Source organism: Vibrio sp. V38_P2S17PM301 (assembly GCF_009904845.1).
Classification (GTDB): Bacteria; Pseudomonadota; Gammaproteobacteria; order Enterobacterales; family Vibrionaceae; genus Vibrio; species Vibrio proteolyticus.
In genome coordinates this window covers 154062-172349 of the sequence record NZ_WXWO01000025.1, presented here as the reverse complement: position 1 = coordinate 172349, position 18288 = coordinate 154062, and the positions used below count along the sequence as shown (strand labels likewise).

Genomic DNA, 18288 nt, shown 5'->3' with positions numbered 1-18288 from the left:
CATCACTATAGTTAGTTGCCTGACAGCTGGTTATCCTGATGGGTAAGGATAGAAAATGACCCCAGCGATCAATCTGGCCAAGAAAAAGAAAGTGGCCCACACCATCCATCAGTATGAACACGATCCTCGCGCCCAGAGCTACGGTCTGGAGGCTGCCGAAGTCCTTGGTCAGGATCCCAGGCAAGTATTTAAGACCTTGTTGTTTGCGCTCAACGGCGAGGCGAAGAATTTGGCGGTGGCAGTGATACCGGTCGACCAGATGCTTAACCTTAAACTGGCGGCGAAAGCCGCGAAAGGGAAGAAAGCTGAGATGGCTGACCCGGAAATCGCGCAGAAGACGACAGGTTATGTGGTCGGCGGGATCAGCCCACTCGGTCAGAAAAAAGCCTTACCGACGTTCATTCATGACAGTGCGCTTGAGCAAGAGACAATCTGTGTCAGTGCCGGCAAGCGAGGGCTGGAAATCGAACTGGCACCTCAGGATCTCGCTAAGCTGACGCGGGCAAAATTTGCCTGTTTGTGCCAAGAGTAGTTGTCAGACAAAAAAGCGGCCGTAAAGGCCGCTTTTTATCTGAATCAGGCAGATTTGACTTCGTCTTCTTCCATCTGCGCATTGTCTACAACGTGGTTCTCCCCCAGATCATTCGGCAGGACCAGGTTGAGTACAATCGCCACGATGCCACACAGGCTGACGCCTTGCAGGCTAAAGTCACCAATACCGAAAGCCATGCCGCCGATGCCAAAGACCAGAGTCACAGCGACAATCACCAGATTACGGGATTTATGCAGGTCTACCTGATTTTTGATCAGAGTATTCAGACCGACGGTCGCAATCGAGCCAAACAGAAGGATCATGATCCCGCCCATGACAGGCACAGGGATGGTTTGTAGTACCGCGCCCAGTTTGCCGACCAATGCGAGGACAATGGCGGTGATGGCTGCCCAGGTCATGATGACTGGATTGAAGGCTTTCGTCAGCATCACTGCGCCCGTCACCTCGCTGTAGGTGGTGTTTGGTGGTGCACCAAGTAGAGAGGCGGCCATGGTGGCAACGCCGTCACCAGTGATGGTGCGGTGTAAGCCTGGCTTTTTGAGGTAGTCTTTGCCGGTAACGTTTGAGATCGCCAGCATATCACCCACGTGTTCTACGGCGGGGGCAATCGCTACCGGGATCATAAACAGAATCGCATTGATGTTGAATTCCGGGAAGGTAAAGTTTGGCAGGGATAGCCAGGCGCTTTGCTGGACCGGATTAAAGTCAACCACACCAAAGTACAGACTGGTCGCGTAACCGGCCAGAATACCGCCACAAATGGGCAGTAGCTTTAAGAAACCTTTCGCGAGTACACTGATGCCGACCGTCACCAGCAAAGAGATGCCGGAAATCCAGAGTGCGGCGTTGGCGTCTATCAGTTGAACTGCGCCATCGCCCGTTTTACCCAGCGCCATGTTCACCGCGGCGGGGGCCAAACCCAGGCCGATCACCATAATAACCGGACCCACGACCACAGGTGGCAGCAGCTTATGGATAAAGCCGACTCCGCGCACTTTGATGACCGCACCTAAAATGACATACACCACACCGGCTGCCATCAGGCCGCCCATTGTGGCCGGAACCCCCCAGTTTTGAACACCGAACATGATGGGAGCAATAAACGCGAAAGAAGAGGCAAGGAAAATGGGAACAGAGCGACGAGTAATGAATTGGAAGAGGAGAGTGCCGACACCAGCACCGAACAGCGCAACACTTGGGTCGAGACCGGTCAGAAGCGGGACCAGTACCAAGGCTCCGAAGGCGACAAACAGCATCTGCGCGCCCTGAATCGCATTTTTCATATGAGTTTTCCCTGACTGTAAAACAAAATTCGCGAGATTCTATCACTTTGGCAATCGTTTGCAATGCCAATTAGATCAAATATTGATGGGATTGTTACTCAGAAAAACCAGAGTTATGAGCGATGGTGGACACAGCGCGAGTCGTCAATGCAATGCGACGCTATTAAGCGTGAACTCAGTAGAGTTTAAATTCTAACCGTTTTGGGCGCCCCTTTGTTGCTAGCAAAGAGAGAGTTGCTTATTATCTTGTTTCTCAATAAATCCAGAGTGGTAACACTATGCGCAAGTTTGTTTTATTGGTGATGGGACTGTTCGCATTGCCAGTTTATGCCATGACTCATGTCAACCTCTATCAGTCTGAGGTGATACTGACTCAGGAACAGGGCGACGATGCTGCCCACACGCAAGGGATGAAAGACGTGATAATCCGGGCGTCGGGGGAGCCGGCGGCGATCAGCAACCCGGTGATCAAAAAAGCACTCGCTCAGACGAGTCAATACCTGACTCAAATCAGTCAAAGTCAGCAGAGCGGTCAATCAACATTAAAAATGGGCTTCAGTGAACCGGGTATCCGGGCGTTGCTGACGCAGGCACAATTGCCTTATTGGCCGGCCGAACGTGCCAATGTGCTGGTGTGGCTGGTTGAAGACAATGGTAGTCAGCGGAGCATTCGCTGGGAAAACGCCGCTTCTCCGCTGTTGCAGGCGATGAAATCCAGTGCCAGACTGCGTGGGTTGCCGTTGACGGTACCCGTCGGGGATATCGATGACATCACCAATGTCGCTGTTTCTGACTTATGGGGTGGATTCATGCAGCCAGTCAGCGTGGCCAGCCAACGTTATCCGGCTGATGCTGTGTTGATTGTGCGTGCGGATGGGAGCCATTTACGCTGGTCATTGTATGATCAGGCGCCGGCTGGCCTCGCGGATAGCACCCGTGCTCCGGTGACAGGCTCGGACAGCGGCGCGGACGCTGCCAAAGCGATGATCGATCAGATCAGCAACTATTACGCAAAGAAAAATGCGGTAGTGGTTGCGGCGAACTCTTCTGAAGCCGTCAAAGCCCAGTTCATCGCTATTGATGGTGCGCTGGACTTTTTCCACCTGGAGAACAAACTCAAGCGTCTGCCGTCAGTGGCGTCGCTGGACATCGTGAAAATTCAGAACCATCAAGTCATGTTTAACGTTCACCTGCTGTCTTCTTCGGACGTATTTCAACGGGAAGTCTTGAATCTTGGTATGGTAACGCAACTGGAAAGCCAACCGGTGACTCCGCTGGTGGACACGTCAGCCGAGCAACCAGTGGCGGCGGATGAGCCAGGCCCGGTAACATCAATAACGCCAGAGCCAGGCCGTGTGCCGGCTGCGGTTAATAGTACGAAAAAACAGGAGCAGTCTTTACCACCGCAAGCGCCGATACTGGTGTTTGAATGGCAAGCTTGACCAGCAAATGCGATCAGTAAACAAAGCCCGCTGAACTAAGCGGGCTTTTATTATTTAGTGTCTGAGTCGCTCTCTTGCTCGAAGCGCGCTTTCTCTTGTTTTTCGACCACCGACAGCCGGGTCAGTTTGAGCCCGAGCTCTTTGCCGCGACAACGGGCGTACAGAATGTTGCCGGCAAAGGCAACCGAAGTCAGCAGCAGTTCCACCAGCGCCAGCCAACGTTCACCGCCATCGACATACACCAAGGTCAGTCCGTGCAGGAAATACAACATCAGCACAAAATTGGCCCAGGCGTGGGTGTAAGGTTTGCCGGCCAGGATACCAGGCAAAGGCAGCAGTAACGGGATACACCAGGCAATCGCCAGAGTCAGGTTGCTGATATGCGGGTGGGGTGACAACGAGAGTTGCCACGCCGCGACCCAGCCAAGCAGTGTCAGGTTCCCGCCCAGCGCCAACCAGCGGAACAGCTTGGTTTGGGGTGTCATATCACTCATATCGGTTCCTTCATTTTGAGCGCGGTGCGTGCCAGCCTGCGTCCCAGTTGCTGGGCCAGCTCAGACTCCTCCGTGCTAAGCGAGGCGTCGCCGTGATTAGCCACTGACGTTGCACCATAGGGCGTGCCGCCGGAACGTGTGGTGTGCAGTGCGGGCTCAGAATAAGGAATACCGAGAACCAACATGCCATGATGCAATAACGGTAGCATCATCGACTGCAACGTGGTTTCCTGGCCGCCGTGCAGTGTGGACGACGAGGAAAACACACAGGCTGGTTTGTCGATCAGATCGCCGTTTATCCAGGCCGAGGTGGTCTGGTCCCAGAAATGTTTCAAAGGCGCGGCCATATTGCCAAACCACACCGGGCTGCCCATGGCCAGGCCGTCACACTGACTGAGCTCCTGAGCCGTGATGAGCGGATCACTGCTGGGATACTCGCTGGGCGACAGTTCAGCAACCGTGCGCAGCACGGCTTCGCAACCTGAGATGGATTCTATTCCCCGGGCGATTTGGCGTGCCAGTGCCCGGGTACTGCCATGGCGACTGTAGTAGAGCACCATTAGGTTACAGGTCATAGAATGTCCAGTACCTGCTCTGGTGGACGGCCATGTTTGGCTTTGCCGTTGGCAACCACAATCGGGCGTTCGATCAATTTCGGGTTAGCGACCATGGCATCAAACAACGCGTCGTCCGATGCTTCAGCCAGATTCAGTTGTTTGTAAACGTCCTCTTTGGTGCGCATCATCTGACGGACGTCGGTCAGACCTAACTGTGAGTACAGATCTTTGAGTAGCGCCACAGACAGTGGCTCTTCCAGGTATTTCACGACGGTTGGCTCGATGCCTTTTTCTTCCAGTAGCGCCAGTGTCTGACGGCTTTTTGAGCAACGAGGGTTGTGATAAATCACGACTGACATAAGAACTCTCCTGGTTCAGGGTTTTATTATTGGAGTGCTTGGAATCGATCCCGCTGAGTCATTAACTGATCGATGCGTGCATCGTAGCGGGCTTGTTTCAGGCTGCCAAGCTCAGCAAGTTGGCTGGCCTGAGTATAATACTGAATGGCTTTATTCCAATTTGCTTTCAGCGCAAGAATTTCAGCCCGGGCGGCCAGATCTTCATCACTGTTCCCCAGATGAATGTTGGCCTCGGACAACAGATGCCAACCGTTGACATCATTGGGATGTTCGTGGGTATAGCGTTGCAGAACCCGGACGGCTTCTGCATTTTTGTCCTGTTTCATCAGCACATTGGCATAGTTGATCGTCAGAACCGGATTGGCCGGTTTGCTTTTCAGGGCTTTTTCCAGCATTGCCTGAGCTTTTTCCGGCTGCTTTTTCTCCACATACAGATCCGACATCGCATCTAGGTAGAAGTTATTGTTGGGATCCTGTTTATCCAGCGCTAACAACAGCGGCTCTGCTTTATCCAGTTGCTTGGTGTCCAGATATACTAACGCGCGGCCATACTGAAATGCCGCTTTGAGCGCTGGTGGTGATTTTTTCTCGGTGCGGTCAAACCAATCGAGTGCTGCTTTGGCCTCAATGTTGGCGTAACGTGCCACCACACGGGCGCGCGCCAGATTGTAGTCCAGCGACGGATTCACTCTGTGCTGAGGATAGTGACGCGCGCGCTCACGGCTGTCGGTAATACGATCTTCGGGCAGCGGGTGGGTCAGCAGCATCGGAGGTGGTTTACTGGCGTAGCGGTATTCGTCGGCCAGGCGACCAAAAAATCGAGGCATGGCTTCGACATCAAATCCGGCTTTGGACAGGGTAGCAATACCAAAGCGGTCCGCCTCTTTTTCGTTGCTGCGGGTGTAATTAATCTGGCTTTGCATTGAGCCAGCCTGTGTGGCTGTCAGGGCAGCAATACCCGCTTCTGGCGCAGCGATAGCCAGCAGCAGCGAGCCAACCAGTGCCGCGATGGTGGCGGGAGACTTTCTCGCTTGATCTTCCATGCTTCTCGCCAGATGGCGCTGAGTCACGTGGGCGATCTCGTGCGCCAGTACGGAAGCCAGCTCACTTTCGCTCTGAGCGTGCAGAAACAAGCCCGAGTGCAAGGCCACGTAACCGCCAAAGAACGCAAACGCGTTGATGTTACGATCACGAATCATAAAGAACGTAAACGGTGTCTTGACGTCATTCGCGTTCGCGACCAGTCGGTGGCCGAGTGAGTCGATGTACTCGCTCAATACCGGGTCATTAATGACAGGCCGGCTGGCGCGCAGCATCCGCATGTAGGCATCGCCGTAAATTTGTTCCTGATCAATCGACAGGGTGGCACCTGCGGCCGTGCCGATGTCTGGCAGGTCAACATTGCTCGCCACCGACACCGACGGCGCACACAGGGCGGCCGAGACACAGAGACAAACGAGTGAACGAGTGCGTTTAAACATAGTAGTCAGAAGTACTCCATATACATATTCTCTATTGACACTGCCAAGCGCGATTTGTTTCAGTAATAGTTAGGGTCTGCGATTGTAAGCAGATGTTGCCCGTGGCAAGCTGCGTCTGTTTAAACAGTGGCACAGCACTAAAATACCGATACAATATTGAGCCTATGATAAGCATCGGACTGAAGAATGAAACCCAAGATTGTCGATTTGCGTGCGCAGCGTTGCCCAATGACTCTGTTGTTGGCCAAACGTCACGCCGTGACACTGCAGTGCAATCAGACCATGATACTCTATATCTCTGATCTCAGTTCGAAAAACGATATCGAAAAGTTTTTGAGTTGCAAAGGGTTTCACGTTTGCACAAGTGAAATTGATGGCGATTTTTCCATGCAAGTGACCTGTTTAGGTCAGCCTACTTAAAGGAAGTTAAATGTTTGAAATGGTGCTGCGTTGGTATAAACGACGCTTCTCGGATCCACATGCTGTCAGCCTGGTTGCCATTCTTCTGATTGGTTTCATCATTATCTATTTTTTCGGCAACCTGATCGCACCGTTGCTGGTGGCGATCGTGCTGGCTTATCTGCTTGAATGGCCGGTCAATCAACTGTCCCGGGTCGGGCTGCCGCGTACGCTATCAGTCATTCTGGTGATTCTGTCGTTTACGGGGCTGATGCTGTTGGCGGTGTTTGGGCTGGTACCGACCATTTGGCAACAGGTCGGCAACCTGGTGAATGACATTCCTAAGATGTACACCGACCTGCAGGTGTTCATCAACACGATTCCGGAGCGCTACCCTGAGCTGGCTAACCTCAAAATTGTTGAGTCGATCGTTACCAACGCTAAAAACCAGATGTTGTCGGTCGGAGAGAGTGTGGTCAAAGGCTCGGTTGCATCGCTGGTCAGTCTGGCGACGCTGGCGGTTTACCTGATTTTAGTGCCGCTGTTGGTGTTCTTTTTGCTGAAAGACAAACAGCAGATGATGGACATGGCGCGCAGTGTGCTACCGCGTAACCGCAAACTGGCCAATAAGGTCTGGTACGAGATGAACGAGCAGATTTCCAATTACATCCGCGGCAAAGTGTTGGAGATCCTGATTGTCGGCGGTGTCAGCTACGTGACCTTTGCGATTTTAGATTTGCGTTACTCGGTGCTGTTGGCGGTAGCCGTTGGCTTCTCGGTGTTAATTCCGTACATAGGTGCGGCGGCGGTAACCGTGCCGGTGGCCATTGTTGCTCTGTTCCAGTGGGGGTTAACACCGCCGTTTTACTACCTGCTGATTGCCTACGGCATCATTCAGGCGCTCGACGGTAACGTGCTGGTTCCGGTGCTGTTCTCTGAAGCGGTCAATTTGCATCCGGTGGCCATCATAGTGTCTGTGTTGGTCTTTGGCGGCTTGTGGGGCTTCTGGGGCGTATTTTTTGCTATTCCACTGGCCACGTTGGTGAAGGCGGTATGGAATGCGCTGCCCAGCATAGACGAAGAGCCGGCAGAATCGGCTTAAATTTTATAAAGCTCAATAATATCAGCCCTGATGAGTTTCTCATTCAGGGCTTTTTTTCGCCAGAAAGTGGTCTGATCTCAGAAAAAATGCACGTTTTGGTGAGAAAATGCTCAAGAAATCTTGCGCTTCGTCGATAACAAAACCATAACAATAAAAACAAGATGTTACCGTCATTAAGGATCACGAGGTAAATATGAGATTTAGTCAGAAGATAGTTATTGCTTCGTCTGCATTGCTGTTTGTTACTGTGTCATTGCTGTCAATTCAGCAATTAAGAACCGTTCGCACCGAAGTAGAAGGGCTGGTGAATAACAGCCTCAATGAAATGGTTACTGGGGTGAAAAACACCATTGCTTCGGAAATGGAAAGTAAAAAAGCGCTCGCTCAATCCATGACGGAAGTGATTGAGCTGGACCCGCAAAATCATGAGTATGTGAAAAACATTCTTGAGAAACCGAAATTGAAATCGAGCTTTCTGGCGGTCGGTTTTGGTTACCAGAGCAATGGTTTTGTGATTGAAAATGATGACGGTTGGGACGCTGGGCCGGATTATGATCCGCGTGTACGCCCTTGGTTTAAAGCCGCGAAAGCGGAAAACAAACTGATTGTTACCCAACCTTATGTTGACGCCTCATCGGGGAACGTCATTATTTCCATCGGTACGCCGGTGCGGGACAACGGTCAGTTTACTGCTGGTATGTTCTATGATTTGGAGCTCACAGGGCTGGCGGATCTGGTCAACAACACCAACCTGTTTAATGCCGGCTATCTGTTCATTGTGACCGCCGACGGCACCACTATTGCGCACCCTGACGTGAAAAACAACGGCAAGAAAATGGACACTTACCTGCCGGTTGCAATTCAAGCGGGAACGCAGGAAGTGGAAATGGACGGGCAAGAGTACCTGATTAACTTTACCCATGTGCCAAGTGAAAACTGGTATGTTGGGGCGGTGGTCGATGAATCGGTGGCGCTGGCGGCAGAAACTAAGCTGCGTAACAGCTCAATCATTTACACACTGATCGGCTTGGCACTGAGCGTAGCGATTCTGACGTTCCTGATCCGTATTCTGATGAAACCGCTGGGTGTGCTCAATCAGGCCATTCAGGATATCGCGTCAGGTCAGGGCGATCTCACCAAGCGTCTCAACACCAATACCGATAAAGAGTTTGCCGAGTTGGCGGAAGGGTTCAATGCCTTCACCGAGAATCTGCAAAAGCAAATTCAGCAGTCGAAAGCCATCAGTGGAGAAATCCGCCACGGCACTGAAATGACAGCGATGGGCTCGCAGGAATCGGCGCAGGCGATGCAAAGCCAGTTGCATGAACTGGAGCAGTTGGCAACGGCGATGAACGAAATGTCCGTCACTGCTACTGAAGTGGCCAACAATGCCCAGGGTGCAGCAGAAGCCGCCAAAGACGCAGACGATGCGACGGTGGAAGGCTCTGAAGTGGTCAGCCACACAACCACATCCATTGACACTCTCTCGGCCCGTATCGATCAGGCGGTAGAAGAAGTGCTGGGGCTGGAATCGGCCACGGCCAATATCGAAACCATTTTGAAAGTGATCAACGACATTGCCGATCAGACCAATCTGCTGGCACTGAATGCTGCAATTGAGGCTGCACGTGCCGGAGAGTCCGGCCGAGGTTTTGCGGTGGTGGCGGATGAGGTTCGGACTCTGGCCCAGCGTACTCAGGAGTCGACGACGGAAATTCGTAACATGATCGAGCAGCTTCAGGCAGGCGCCAGCGCGGTATCGGCGGCCATGAGTGAGAGTAAGAACACCGCAGTAGATGCAGTGAATAACGCTCAGTCAGCCAACCTGGCACTGGAGAAAATCCGTGATGCAATTCGCCACATCAGCGACATGAACATGCAGATTGCCTCGGCCGCAGAAGAGCAGAGCCTGGTGGCGGAAGAGATCAATAACAACACGGTGAAAATCAAAGACCTGTCGACTCAAGTGTCGGATGCGGCCCAGCAGGCCAACATTGCGATGCAGGTCCAGACAGAAAATGTGCGCGAGCAGGATGAAATTCTGAACAAATTTATTGTTTAGGCTTAGGGGAAACAAAAACGCCAGTCAATAAGACTGGCGTTTTTTTATGTTGGAGATTATTGCTCGTTAAGGTAGTTCAGCACCACTTCGTGGTGATCTTTGGTTTTGAACTTATTGAACACGTGTTCAATCACACCGTCTTCATTGATCAGGAAGCTGATGCGATGCAGGCCATCATAGACTTTGCCCATAAACTTCTTTTCACCCCATACGCCAAACTGCTCTGCGACCGCATGGTCCTCATCCGACAGCAGAGTGAAGTTGAGGTTGTCGCGTTCAATGAATTTCCCCAGACGTTTCACCGCATCAATACTGACTCCCAGTACCACCAGATTGTGTTTATCCAGCTCGGCTTTGACATCACGCAGGCCTTGAGCCTGAACGGTGCAGCCTGGTGTCATGGCTTTCGGGTAAAAATAAAACAGAACTTTCTTGCCTTTAAAATCTGACAGGGACACCAGATTGCCGTCTTGATCCGGCAAAGAGAATGCGGGTGCCGGGGTGCCTGCAGTCAATGTGTTCATTGTGATTCCTTTTTTATTGGCTGTTTTTAATGAAATTGAGTGAGCCTAGCACATTCAGCGTCGTGCACAACGCGTCAAACTCTTCCTGAAGCTGCATCAGATTGCAGTCCGAGTCGACCGTGGCGGTGATCGCGATGTGGAACTGGTCGTGATCCAGATGGACTTTCGACTTGTTGATGGTCTGTGCGCTCAGTGAGCCTAACCCGATGTTGCGATCGGCGAAAAACTGAGTGAACTGTTCGGTCAGTCCGACGCGATCATCTGACTCGACAAACACCTCAAGGGTGTAGGCATTATCTTGATGGTCATGGGTAGAGGTACGTTTCATCATGGTGATGAGATCATGCTCCTGACCAAGCAACGGCAGAGTCGTTTCGACGCGAGTGACGGCGTTGTTGTTCCCTGAAAGCAGCATGATCAGGGTAAATTCATCGCCAAACAGCGCGATGCGGCTGTCGACAATATTACAACCGGATTTGGTCACCAGCTGGACAACCTGGTTACATATTCCGGGGCGGTCACTCCCTACCGCGGTAATGACTAAATGCTGAGTCATACTATCACTTACTTCAATGTGTCTTATTTGTTCAGCTAGCTTAGCACAGTTAAGCGCAGGAGAAACGTCGCCGGGGAAATTGATGTGTGTTATGTCAGCTAAATCAGACGCCATTCGCATATGACAACTGCCTGACAATGGGAGCGTGGAAAGGAGTATAAGGTCGGTTAGCTTTTACGCCTGTGGGCGTAGTGGTGCGCCAGACTCAGGATCATTAGTGATATGAGTATCGCATCTGATAAATATTCATTCATTTAGGCGATTTAAGCGTGTTTAATCCCTTGTCTTTATCAATCGCCTTACAGTACCATGCAGAAAGAATCAATGTAGGGAGAAAGACATGTTTTCAGGAAGTATAGTGGCGTTAATAACCCCGTTTGACCAGGATGGCGAAGTCGATTTTGTCAGCCTGAAAAAACTGGTTGAGTTCCACGTGGCCGCGGGCACTGACGGCATAGTCGCAGTAGGTACAACCGGTGAATCTTCAACGCTGACCGTAGAAGAGCATGTCAAGGTGGTCCTGAAAACGGTAGAGTTTGCGGAAGGCCGCATTCAGGTGATCGCCGGAACGGGCGCCAACGCCACTCATGAATCCGTCACGTTTAGCCGTTTGCTGAACAACTCCGGCATTGCTGGTTGTCTGAGTGTCACTCCGTACTACAACAAGCCGACTCAGGAAGGTTTGTACCAACACTACAAAGCGATCGCTGAAGAAAGCGACGTGCCTCAAATTCTTTACAATGTTCCGGGCCGTACGGCGGTAGACCTGCATCCGGAGACGGTAGCTCGCCTGGCGGAAATTGAGAGCATCGTGGCACTGAAAGACGCGACCGGCGATTTGAGCAGAATTGCAATTCATCGTGAACTTTGTGGCGAAGACTTTATCTTATTAAGTGGTGACGACTCGACTGGCCTGGAATTTTGCAAAATGGGTGGTCAGGGCGTGATCTCTGTGACCAACAACATCGCGGCGGCGGACATGGCGGCCATGATGCGTTTAGCGAAAGAAGGCAAGTTTGAAGAAGCGGAAGTGATCAACCAACGTTTGATGACGCTGCACAAGAACCTGTTTGTCGAATCCAGCCCAATTCCGGTTAAGTGGGCCGCGCATCAGATGGGCCTGATCGCTCACGGTGGGCTGCGTCTGCCACTCACAGAATTGTCCGAGCAAGCTCGTCCGGTGGTGCAAAAAGCCCTGGTTGAAGCAGGTATCTACGAATAGAAATGGAGTGCCGGAGCGATAGCTTCGGCTGTTTTTAGGAGTTTCAATGAAATTTTCTCATCAGCTAGTCGTCAGTTCGCTAGCTGTTTTTGTTTTAAGTGCATGTTCCGGTGACGCGTCACAACGTCGTCAGGCGAAAGATGACTTTGAGTACGTTAATACGCCAAAGTTGGAAAACTGGACCCCGTTGGCCGCCTCTCAGCCTCAGTTTTACGAGAACTATAAGATTCCTCAGGGCAATTTCCATGGTGGTATTGGTAAAGATGTGGATATTCGTCCGCCTCAGCAAGTGCTGGAGTTGATCCCCGGTGCACGTACTGAACTGCGTGACGGAGAAGTGACCTTATGGCTGCTACGTCAGGATGAAGCGGACAAAGTGTGGAATACGGCACTGAATATGCTCAAAGAGCGTAACATTCCGATCCGTTCTCAGACCGACAACCGCATTGAAACCGAGTGGGTGACCTGGACTTCTGAAGATGAAGACGGTGAAATCGGCAGTCGCTATGAAATTACCCGTTCTCAGCTCAACAGTCGCTATGGCTTCAAGATTTCGCTGATTGACTGGCGAGAAAACGGTCAGTCTAAGCCCGTGACAGCCACCAATAAAGAACGTTACAACGCGCTGATGACCAACCTAGTGACCGCTCGCTATGACATGGACATGCGTGAAGAAGCGGCGCGTAAAGCGCAAGAGTTGGTGAAACACATTCCAATTACCATGGGAACCGACCGCAGTGGTTTCCCGGTGATCATTGCGCGGACTTCTTACGATGTACTGTGGCAGCGTTTGCCAAAGATTCTGCCAGCGATGGGCTTTACGGTGGAAGAGCGCAACCAGTCACAGGGCACCATCAAAGCGAAATACGCTTCGCCAGATGACGCATTCTGGAATGATGTGGGTGTGAAACCAGTCGATTTACCAGCGGGTACGTATACCTTCCTGCTGGGGGACTTGGGTAACCGTACTTCCATCAATATTACCAATGCCGCCGGGAAACCAGTCGAGGAGCAGTTGCTCAAAGACATGGCGCCAGTGTTGGCAGCGACCGCACAAAAACACGGTAAATAATCGCAGAATAGGGACCATACGGTGACTTTTCGAGCTCAACAAAAACAGTAGGTTATAGTAAAAACAATTACTTAACTGGCAATAAGCGCCGCCACAGGATGAGTGTGGCGGCACTAGTTGGGTCACAATGTGGTCAACGGATTTAACTTGATTGCTTCATTCAAATAGTCTGGCGCCAGGTGTGCATACACCATGGTTTGCATGATGGTTGCATGGCCAAGTATTTTTTGTAGCGTCAAGATATTTCCTCCATTCATCATGAAATGGCTGGCGAACGTGTGGCGCAGTACATGGGTTGCTTGCCCTTTGGGAAGTGCAAATCCCTGACTAAGCAAAATTTCCCGAAACTCACTGTAACATTCCCCAAATAAATACCCATTTTTGCCAGTCCTTATCTCGCGGATCAGCTTTGCGTCTACCGGTACCGTGCGGTTTTTTCCGGTTTTCGTATTGATGAACGTTACGCGATCGATTGCTAGTTGTGAGCCTTTTAGGTTTGCTGCCTCTCCCCAGCGCGCGCCAGTGGCCAGGCACAATCTGACAATATTGAGCATATCTCCGGATAAAGTGTTCAGCAGTTGCCTTATTTCCTCTGTAGACAAAAAGGCCATTTCGTTATCCGATAGCTTGATTTTGGCCAATCCTTTAAGCGGGTGTTCATTCCAGAACTCATCGATATCGATGAGGGCAGTAAATACACCGCTCAATAGCATTTGCTCCTGGTTAACGGTCGCGGGCTTGGTTCCGGAGTTGGTTCGTCCTGAACGATACTCAACAAAAAGCCGCTTGTTCAGCTTGTGCGCCGCAGGATCGCCCAGAGATGAGCAGATATTCATGAGTTTCCTGCGTGCCGTCTTGCCATCCTTGAGTAAGTGCCCCTTGTGTTGAAACCAAAGCTCAATTAACAGACTTAGTGGTCTGTGATCTTTGGGGCGCTCAACCCAGTCCTTATTGTTTTTTGTCGTCATTAGCCAACGTTCGTACTGCATGGCCTCTGATTTTGTTTTAAATCGTTTTCTATATCGCTTGCCATGTCGACCCTGTGGTCGACAATCAACCTCATAACCGTTTGGAATGGATTTAACAGACATAAAAATGCCCTCCCCAACGGTAATAAGCAGTTGCATAAATTATTAAGCTTGTTTCTGTGAGTCCTCTTGCACTAAGCCGCATTGCTCTTGAGTTGAGAACGCCGGGCATACTTGTCCAGCTTCAGGGTTGGTTTTACCGGTCATTAACCAAAGTGTGTATTTTTCCAGCTCTGGCCTTTGTAGCATTTCCAGCACACCATCCAATCGAGGTCTCTGTTTGTCGGATAAGTAATTTTCAAGAGATCTTAGTGGTATTCCTAGGATTTCAGCGAATTCTCTTTGGGAATACCTCTCCTCTTTTATTACGGCTTTTAGTCTTTTACCAAAACTCATAAGTTGATCCCGTATTTATGTGGTGGTATTATCCGTACCAATAGTTCGGTACTGCGTGAAGGTTCACCCGACTGCACCGGGTAAAACTTTCAGAGGATACAGGAAATGGCAAAAAAAGAGAAAATGGACGATCGTCCTGTGATCGTGATTCAACCTGACATGCTTCCAATCTCGCTTGAGGAGTATGCTCGGCGTACGAGTCAGTCGTTGTCGGCGGTGAAAAGTCAGCACTTGCGAGGAGCAATTCCAACTCTGCAGGTCGGCAAATCCAGCAAAGTATATGTCAACCAGGCTCAGCTTATCGTGAGCTCTCTTGAGGCTGCGGGGTGGGATATCCAGGTGCCGAAAAGCTTTTACGATCTCGCAAAAGAAGAGGTTGCTCGCTATGCGTAACGGCATTATTAAATGGTTCAGTATCGACGTGCCCCCGGCCACAACAGACCATACCAAAGGTAATGATATGACCTGCCAGATGAACAGTAATGTTGGTCTTGATGAACCTAATGTAGTTGAAGCTCGTCATTGGGTTAAAGAGAATCGTTGCTTGCAGGTGGGTACTTATGACTAGTGTTATTTCGGAATGTATTGACGCTAGCTCCTTTTCTATCACTGAAAAGCGTGGCGAGTTTCATTTTCATTATGGTGATCTAGTGATTAGTGGTAGTGCCATCAAGTTATTGGCATCCGGCTCCGTTGTGCTAGAAGATCATCAAGGGTTGCCTATGGGGGTTGTGACTGGCCAATTGGCTCAGAACATACAAGCTCAATTGAATCAGTGTCGGCAACACGCCGTCAGTTCTTTGTCTGAGTAGCCCACGTCGAGCTTTATTGAATGGCGCAACGAAAGTTCGAACTGATCCAAGACTTTAACTATGGAATGGTTATCCAGTCCGAGGGGAAGTCTGTCACGCGTAATATGCCTAAGGAGTTGTGGGACTTCTGCAATGTCGTTCAGTCTCTTGGTGGTGCGTTCGCGGGTTGGGCCGGTTATGCGCGTGCCTGGCTTGGAATAGGTAAGAGCTATCCGACCAAAGTTAAGCGCAAAAACATGACCAATCTGATTTTGTGTATTGCCAGTAATCTGGATTTACGCACATTCACGTTTTGTACTGCCGGCACGATTGCGCAGTATGCCGATAAAATCGGCGTTGATACTTCCACCGTGAGCAGACATCTGCATGACCTGATCGAACTGGGCGAATTAGAAGAGGCTTTCCCTGGCGATAAAGCCTCTCCTAATGATCCTAGAGCGGGATTGATTCAAAAGCCTAACCTAGTCGATGAGAATGGCCAGATATTGAAAAACACCGGCGTCTATCTTCCGCGGGTTCTTCGTGTTACCAACAAGTTTTTTGAACGTCGATGCAGTGAAGAAGCCGTCAACCGAATCTATGAAAAGCATTTTAGGGAAGTAGAGAAAACGGGCCTGTCCGTAAAAGAGCTGTTGCTGGAAGTACGCGATCGTGTATATGGCTATGCATTTAAGAAGCACACAGAACGCTTATCTTTAAAGCTTGGCTTCCGTTCCTCAATCGTACTAAAGCGCTGCAATACGCGAGATGAGGCGGTTGCATTAATCACGCGTCAAATCCACAAAGAGTATTCCAAATCGGAGATTGCGGGGATGTCGACCGCTGAACTCAATTTCCTTGTTCTGAGGCGTCTGAAAGCGTCTGGATGGGAAAAAGCACCGCCAGGTTGATCAACCTATTCACTCCTGACAAAAAAGAGCGTGGCACTAATAACAGAGCGTATTAGAGGCTACGCTTTTTTATTAATCAAATCAGTGTGTTGGTCTTAAATTTTTACTTAGATATAGTAGCGGCGATTATTGTGCAAGTCTATGTTTTTGATCCACTTTTTGATCCATTTCGCCGATCCTTTTTTGACCACTTGGATCGTTATGCACATCGGATTCGGTCGTTGCTATGTTAACTAACAAGTAATGCAAATGGGTTTTGAAGGATAAATACAACTTTGGTGATGGTTAAATGCAATATCTCTCGTTAAGTTCCTATCATTAAATAATTTGTTCTTTGGAGTAGGCCACTCCTTGCATTGTGGGGATAAGTTCCTTTTGCTCTCCACCCGTTGCATGACCAGTGATACTTATCCCCACAAGCCGGATGGTAAGGAAGGCAACGGCGCGACTTGCTCGCAAGCGAGCTGGCGCCTTAGGGCGTTTAAGTCCTGTAGCATGGCGATATACACCCAGGCTTACACGAAACCAAGACGGCCGTCAGGGGCAAGCCCCCGACACCCCCTGGATTCTGGCAGGAGGAAAGACAAATCTGAGTGTCTCTGCACGTAAACTCGTCCAGGCGTCTTGTGAGCATGTTTTTATTGCCGACCGAAACGAAGGTAGGGTTTGTGAAAAATGACATACTATTCGAAGTTGCATCTAACTATCTGATTTTTATGAACATACGTAGTTGTTTGGAAGAGTGGGAAAAATAAGAATATTTTTCATATCCTGAGCCTAAAAATATTTTCTTCCTAGTGATTCAATAACTTACATGGCACTGTGAGTTTTAACGCTCTGTAACGATTTCAAAAGATGGCAATTTTGAAACGTGCTCCGACTCAAATGCATCGCCAAAGCCCTTGTGCGGCCAGCTCTGGCGCTGAAGTTTTCGATCTTTTCATTTTTCGCGCAAAGAGGTCACGAAAGCTCGGAGGTGGGGGGGGATGAGTTGTTTTTTCGGCGAAAATTTTTTTCTTTTTCTGGCTTTGGTGAGACTCGTTTGTATTGGTTGTTGATTTCTATAAAACATCTCCTAAAGTGAGTCTTGTTGCATATTGTTTGGATGCGTGCATCAAACATGCAACGAAGATATCGCCATGACTTTCGTCGCGGTAGACTCACTCACTTATGGAAGAATCGTTATGCTTGATATAGATACAATTACCAATGCTTGGGGAAGATGGAAAACAGCTCAGTATGGTACGACTTGCTGGTTTACGGAAAGTACGCAATATGACCGTAATAAAGATACGAGGGACTATAAGCAGTATCAAACCAATGTAACCGCGCCCAAAGACCTCGTGTACTCGAGCGCAGTGCAAAGTGACGGTGGCGCAGCTCTTCTGGGGCGGTATGATGTAGAAAATGGCAGTAGCCAAGTCCTCCAACATACCGTCAATCTTCAGCAAGGTTTGCAGGATTCTTTCACTTGGAGTGTTACGGAAGAAGTAAAAGTAGGCGTCTCTGTTAAGGTTGAGGCTGGTATCCCGTTCGTTGGGGGGGCTGAGACTAATTACAATACCGAAGTATCACTGTCTTCGATGCAAGGTGCAACGACAACAAAAGACTCGAACTATGGGGCGTCAGTAACAGTGCCGATTTCTCCTCATACACATAGTTGGGGGCAGATCGACTTGTCTTTTACTGATATTGCCACGACTTGGGTTGGCAATGTTAAGTTGGAAGGGTGCGTAGCCATTTGGTTTAACAACAAAGTTGCGCTCAACAATGACGGTGACTACCACTGGTTATGGTTTATCCCTATTCAAAATGTTTTTAACGACTGTATTCGCAACAATATTGTCGACACACGTGGTTACGTTGTTCAAGGCGGTAGTGTCATTGCGCAGGCCAGTGGGGCATTCCACAGTAGCCGAGGATTGGACATGAAAACAGTCGCTCACGAGCAGCCGTTGGACGCCAAACAAAGAGACATGGTCGAACAGCACATTACGGTCATTGACTTTGAACGAGAGTACCAGGCCATCCCAGCTAAATTGGAATAAGGTGTGGA

At 50.0% G+C, this 18288-nt stretch carries 21 protein-coding genes; 12 read left to right on the top strand and 9 right to left on the bottom strand.

Features of this window, described 5'->3' with window-relative positions:
* The first annotated feature begins 55 nt into the window (after positions 1–55).
* The gene (gene ybaK / locus CAG64_RS06035; protein ID WP_161488772.1) at positions 56–532 is read left to right on the top strand and encodes a Cys-tRNA(Pro) deacylase; all 477 of its coding nucleotides are present in this window, start codon (positions 56–58) and stop codon (positions 530–532) included.
* A gap of 44 nt (positions 533–576) precedes the next feature.
* Here ybaK and CAG64_RS06030 read toward each other — a convergent pair whose 3' ends face one another.
* Entirely contained in the window at positions 577–1836 is a 1260-nt protein-coding gene (locus tag CAG64_RS06030; protein ID WP_161488773.1) for a uracil-xanthine permease family protein, read from the bottom strand.
* A gap of 278 nt (positions 1837–2114) precedes the next feature.
* Between CAG64_RS06030 and CAG64_RS06025 the strand changes: the two genes are divergently transcribed.
* On the top strand, positions 2115–3278 hold the full coding sequence (locus tag CAG64_RS06025) for a DUF2066 domain-containing protein (RefSeq protein ID WP_161488774.1): 1164 nt from the start codon (positions 2115–2117) through the stop codon (positions 3276–3278).
* 50 nt (positions 3279–3328) lie between these two features.
* Here CAG64_RS06025 and CAG64_RS06020 read toward each other — a convergent pair whose 3' ends face one another.
* From CAG64_RS06020 to CAG64_RS06005, 4 genes are read right to left on the bottom strand one after another with little or no spacing between them, the layout of a single operon-like run.
* Positions 3329–3772 (bottom strand): DUF2069 domain-containing protein, encoded by a 444-nt coding sequence (locus tag CAG64_RS06020; RefSeq protein WP_161488775.1) that lies wholly within the window; start codon positions 3770–3772, stop codon positions 3329–3331.
* Positions 3769–4347: an NAD(P)H:quinone oxidoreductase gene (wrbA, locus tag CAG64_RS06015; RefSeq protein ID WP_161454951.1), complete on the bottom strand. Its 579-nt coding sequence runs from the start codon at positions 4345–4347 to the stop codon at positions 3769–3771. Before wrbA ends, CAG64_RS06020 begins: the two co-directional genes overlap by 4 nt.
* Positions 4344–4688 carry an arsenate reductase (glutaredoxin) gene (gene arsC / locus CAG64_RS06010; RefSeq protein ID WP_161488776.1) on the bottom strand — a complete coding sequence of 115 codons (345 nt, stop codon included), beginning with the start codon at positions 4686–4688 and terminating at the stop codon, positions 4344–4346. Before arsC ends, wrbA begins: the two co-directional genes overlap by 4 nt.
* Positions 4689–4714: 26 nt before the next feature.
* Positions 4715–6169: a beta-barrel assembly-enhancing protease gene (locus tag CAG64_RS06005; protein ID WP_021704380.1), complete on the bottom strand. Its 1455-nt coding sequence runs from the start codon at positions 6167–6169 to the stop codon at positions 4715–4717.
* 186 nt (positions 6170–6355) lie between these two features.
* On the opposite strand from CAG64_RS06005, the gene CAG64_RS06000 reads away from it, so the two are divergent.
* From CAG64_RS06000 to CAG64_RS05990, 3 genes are all read left to right on the top strand, one after another.
* Positions 6356–6589, top strand: coding sequence for a sulfurtransferase TusA family protein (locus CAG64_RS06000; protein WP_021704379.1), 234 nt, complete (start codon positions 6356–6358; stop codon positions 6587–6589).
* Between the two features lie 10 nt (positions 6590–6599).
* The gene (locus CAG64_RS05995; protein ID WP_161488777.1) at positions 6600–7670 is read left to right on the top strand and encodes an AI-2E family transporter; all 1071 of its coding nucleotides are present in this window, start codon (positions 6600–6602) and stop codon (positions 7668–7670) included.
* A 193-nt stretch (positions 7671–7863) separates the two neighbouring features.
* Entirely contained in the window at positions 7864–9732 is a 1869-nt protein-coding gene (locus CAG64_RS05990; protein ID WP_021704377.1) for a methyl-accepting chemotaxis protein, read from the top strand.
* Between the two features lie 56 nt (positions 9733–9788).
* Here CAG64_RS05990 and bcp read toward each other — a convergent pair whose 3' ends face one another.
* Entirely contained in the window at positions 9789–10256 is a 468-nt protein-coding gene (gene bcp / locus CAG64_RS05985; RefSeq protein WP_161448392.1) for a thioredoxin-dependent thiol peroxidase, read from the bottom strand.
* A 13-nt stretch (positions 10257–10269) separates the two neighbouring features.
* Positions 10270–10812, bottom strand: a complete 543-nt coding sequence (locus CAG64_RS05980) for a glycine cleavage system protein R (RefSeq protein WP_161448393.1) — start codon at positions 10810–10812, stop codon at positions 10270–10272.
* Positions 10813–11152: 340 nt separating this feature from the next.
* Between CAG64_RS05980 and dapA the strand changes: the two genes are divergently transcribed.
* Both dapA and bamC read left to right on the top strand, forming a co-directional pair.
* Positions 11153–12034: a 4-hydroxy-tetrahydrodipicolinate synthase gene (dapA, locus tag CAG64_RS05975; protein WP_161448396.1), complete on the top strand. Its 882-nt coding sequence runs from the start codon at positions 11153–11155 to the stop codon at positions 12032–12034.
* Between the two features lie 46 nt (positions 12035–12080).
* Positions 12081–13106 carry an outer membrane protein assembly factor BamC gene (bamC, locus tag CAG64_RS05970; RefSeq protein WP_021704373.1) on the top strand — a complete coding sequence of 342 codons (1026 nt, stop codon included), beginning with the start codon at positions 12081–12083 and terminating at the stop codon, positions 13104–13106.
* A gap of 122 nt (positions 13107–13228) precedes the next feature.
* Here bamC and CAG64_RS05965 read toward each other — a convergent pair whose 3' ends face one another.
* The gene (locus CAG64_RS05965) at positions 13229–14197 is read right to left on the bottom strand and encodes a phage integrase (RefSeq protein WP_161448398.1); all 969 of its coding nucleotides are present in this window, start codon (positions 14195–14197) and stop codon (positions 13229–13231) included.
* Positions 14198–14239: 42 nt separating this feature from the next.
* Entirely contained in the window at positions 14240–14530 is a 291-nt protein-coding gene (locus tag CAG64_RS05960; RefSeq protein ID WP_161448400.1) for a helix-turn-helix domain-containing protein, read from the bottom strand.
* A 105-nt stretch (positions 14531–14635) separates the two neighbouring features.
* On the opposite strand from CAG64_RS05960, the gene CAG64_RS05955 reads away from it, so the two are divergent.
* The 5 genes from CAG64_RS05955 to CAG64_RS05935 all read left to right on the top strand — a co-directional run bounded on the left by CAG64_RS05955 (position 14636) and on the right by CAG64_RS05935 (position 18280).
* Positions 14636–14923, top strand: coding sequence for a hypothetical protein (locus CAG64_RS05955; RefSeq protein WP_161448402.1), 288 nt, complete (start codon positions 14636–14638; stop codon positions 14921–14923).
* Positions 14916–15098, top strand: coding sequence for a hypothetical protein (locus CAG64_RS05950; RefSeq protein WP_161448404.1), 183 nt, complete (start codon positions 14916–14918; stop codon positions 15096–15098). Before CAG64_RS05955 ends, CAG64_RS05950 begins: the two co-directional genes overlap by 8 nt.
* Positions 15091–15342, top strand: coding sequence for a hypothetical protein (locus CAG64_RS05945; protein WP_161448410.1), 252 nt, complete (start codon positions 15091–15093; stop codon positions 15340–15342). Before CAG64_RS05950 ends, CAG64_RS05945 begins: the two co-directional genes overlap by 8 nt.
* A 20-nt stretch (positions 15343–15362) precedes the next feature.
* Complete coding sequence (locus tag CAG64_RS05940) at positions 15363–16232, top strand: hypothetical protein (RefSeq protein ID WP_161448412.1); 870 nt, start codon at positions 15363–15365, stop codon at positions 16230–16232.
* Between the two features lie 1184 nt (positions 16233–17416).
* On the top strand, positions 17417–18280 hold the full coding sequence (locus CAG64_RS05935) for a cytotoxin (protein ID WP_161447559.1): 864 nt from the start codon (positions 17417–17419) through the stop codon (positions 18278–18280).
* Positions 18281–18288 lie beyond the last annotated feature (8 nt).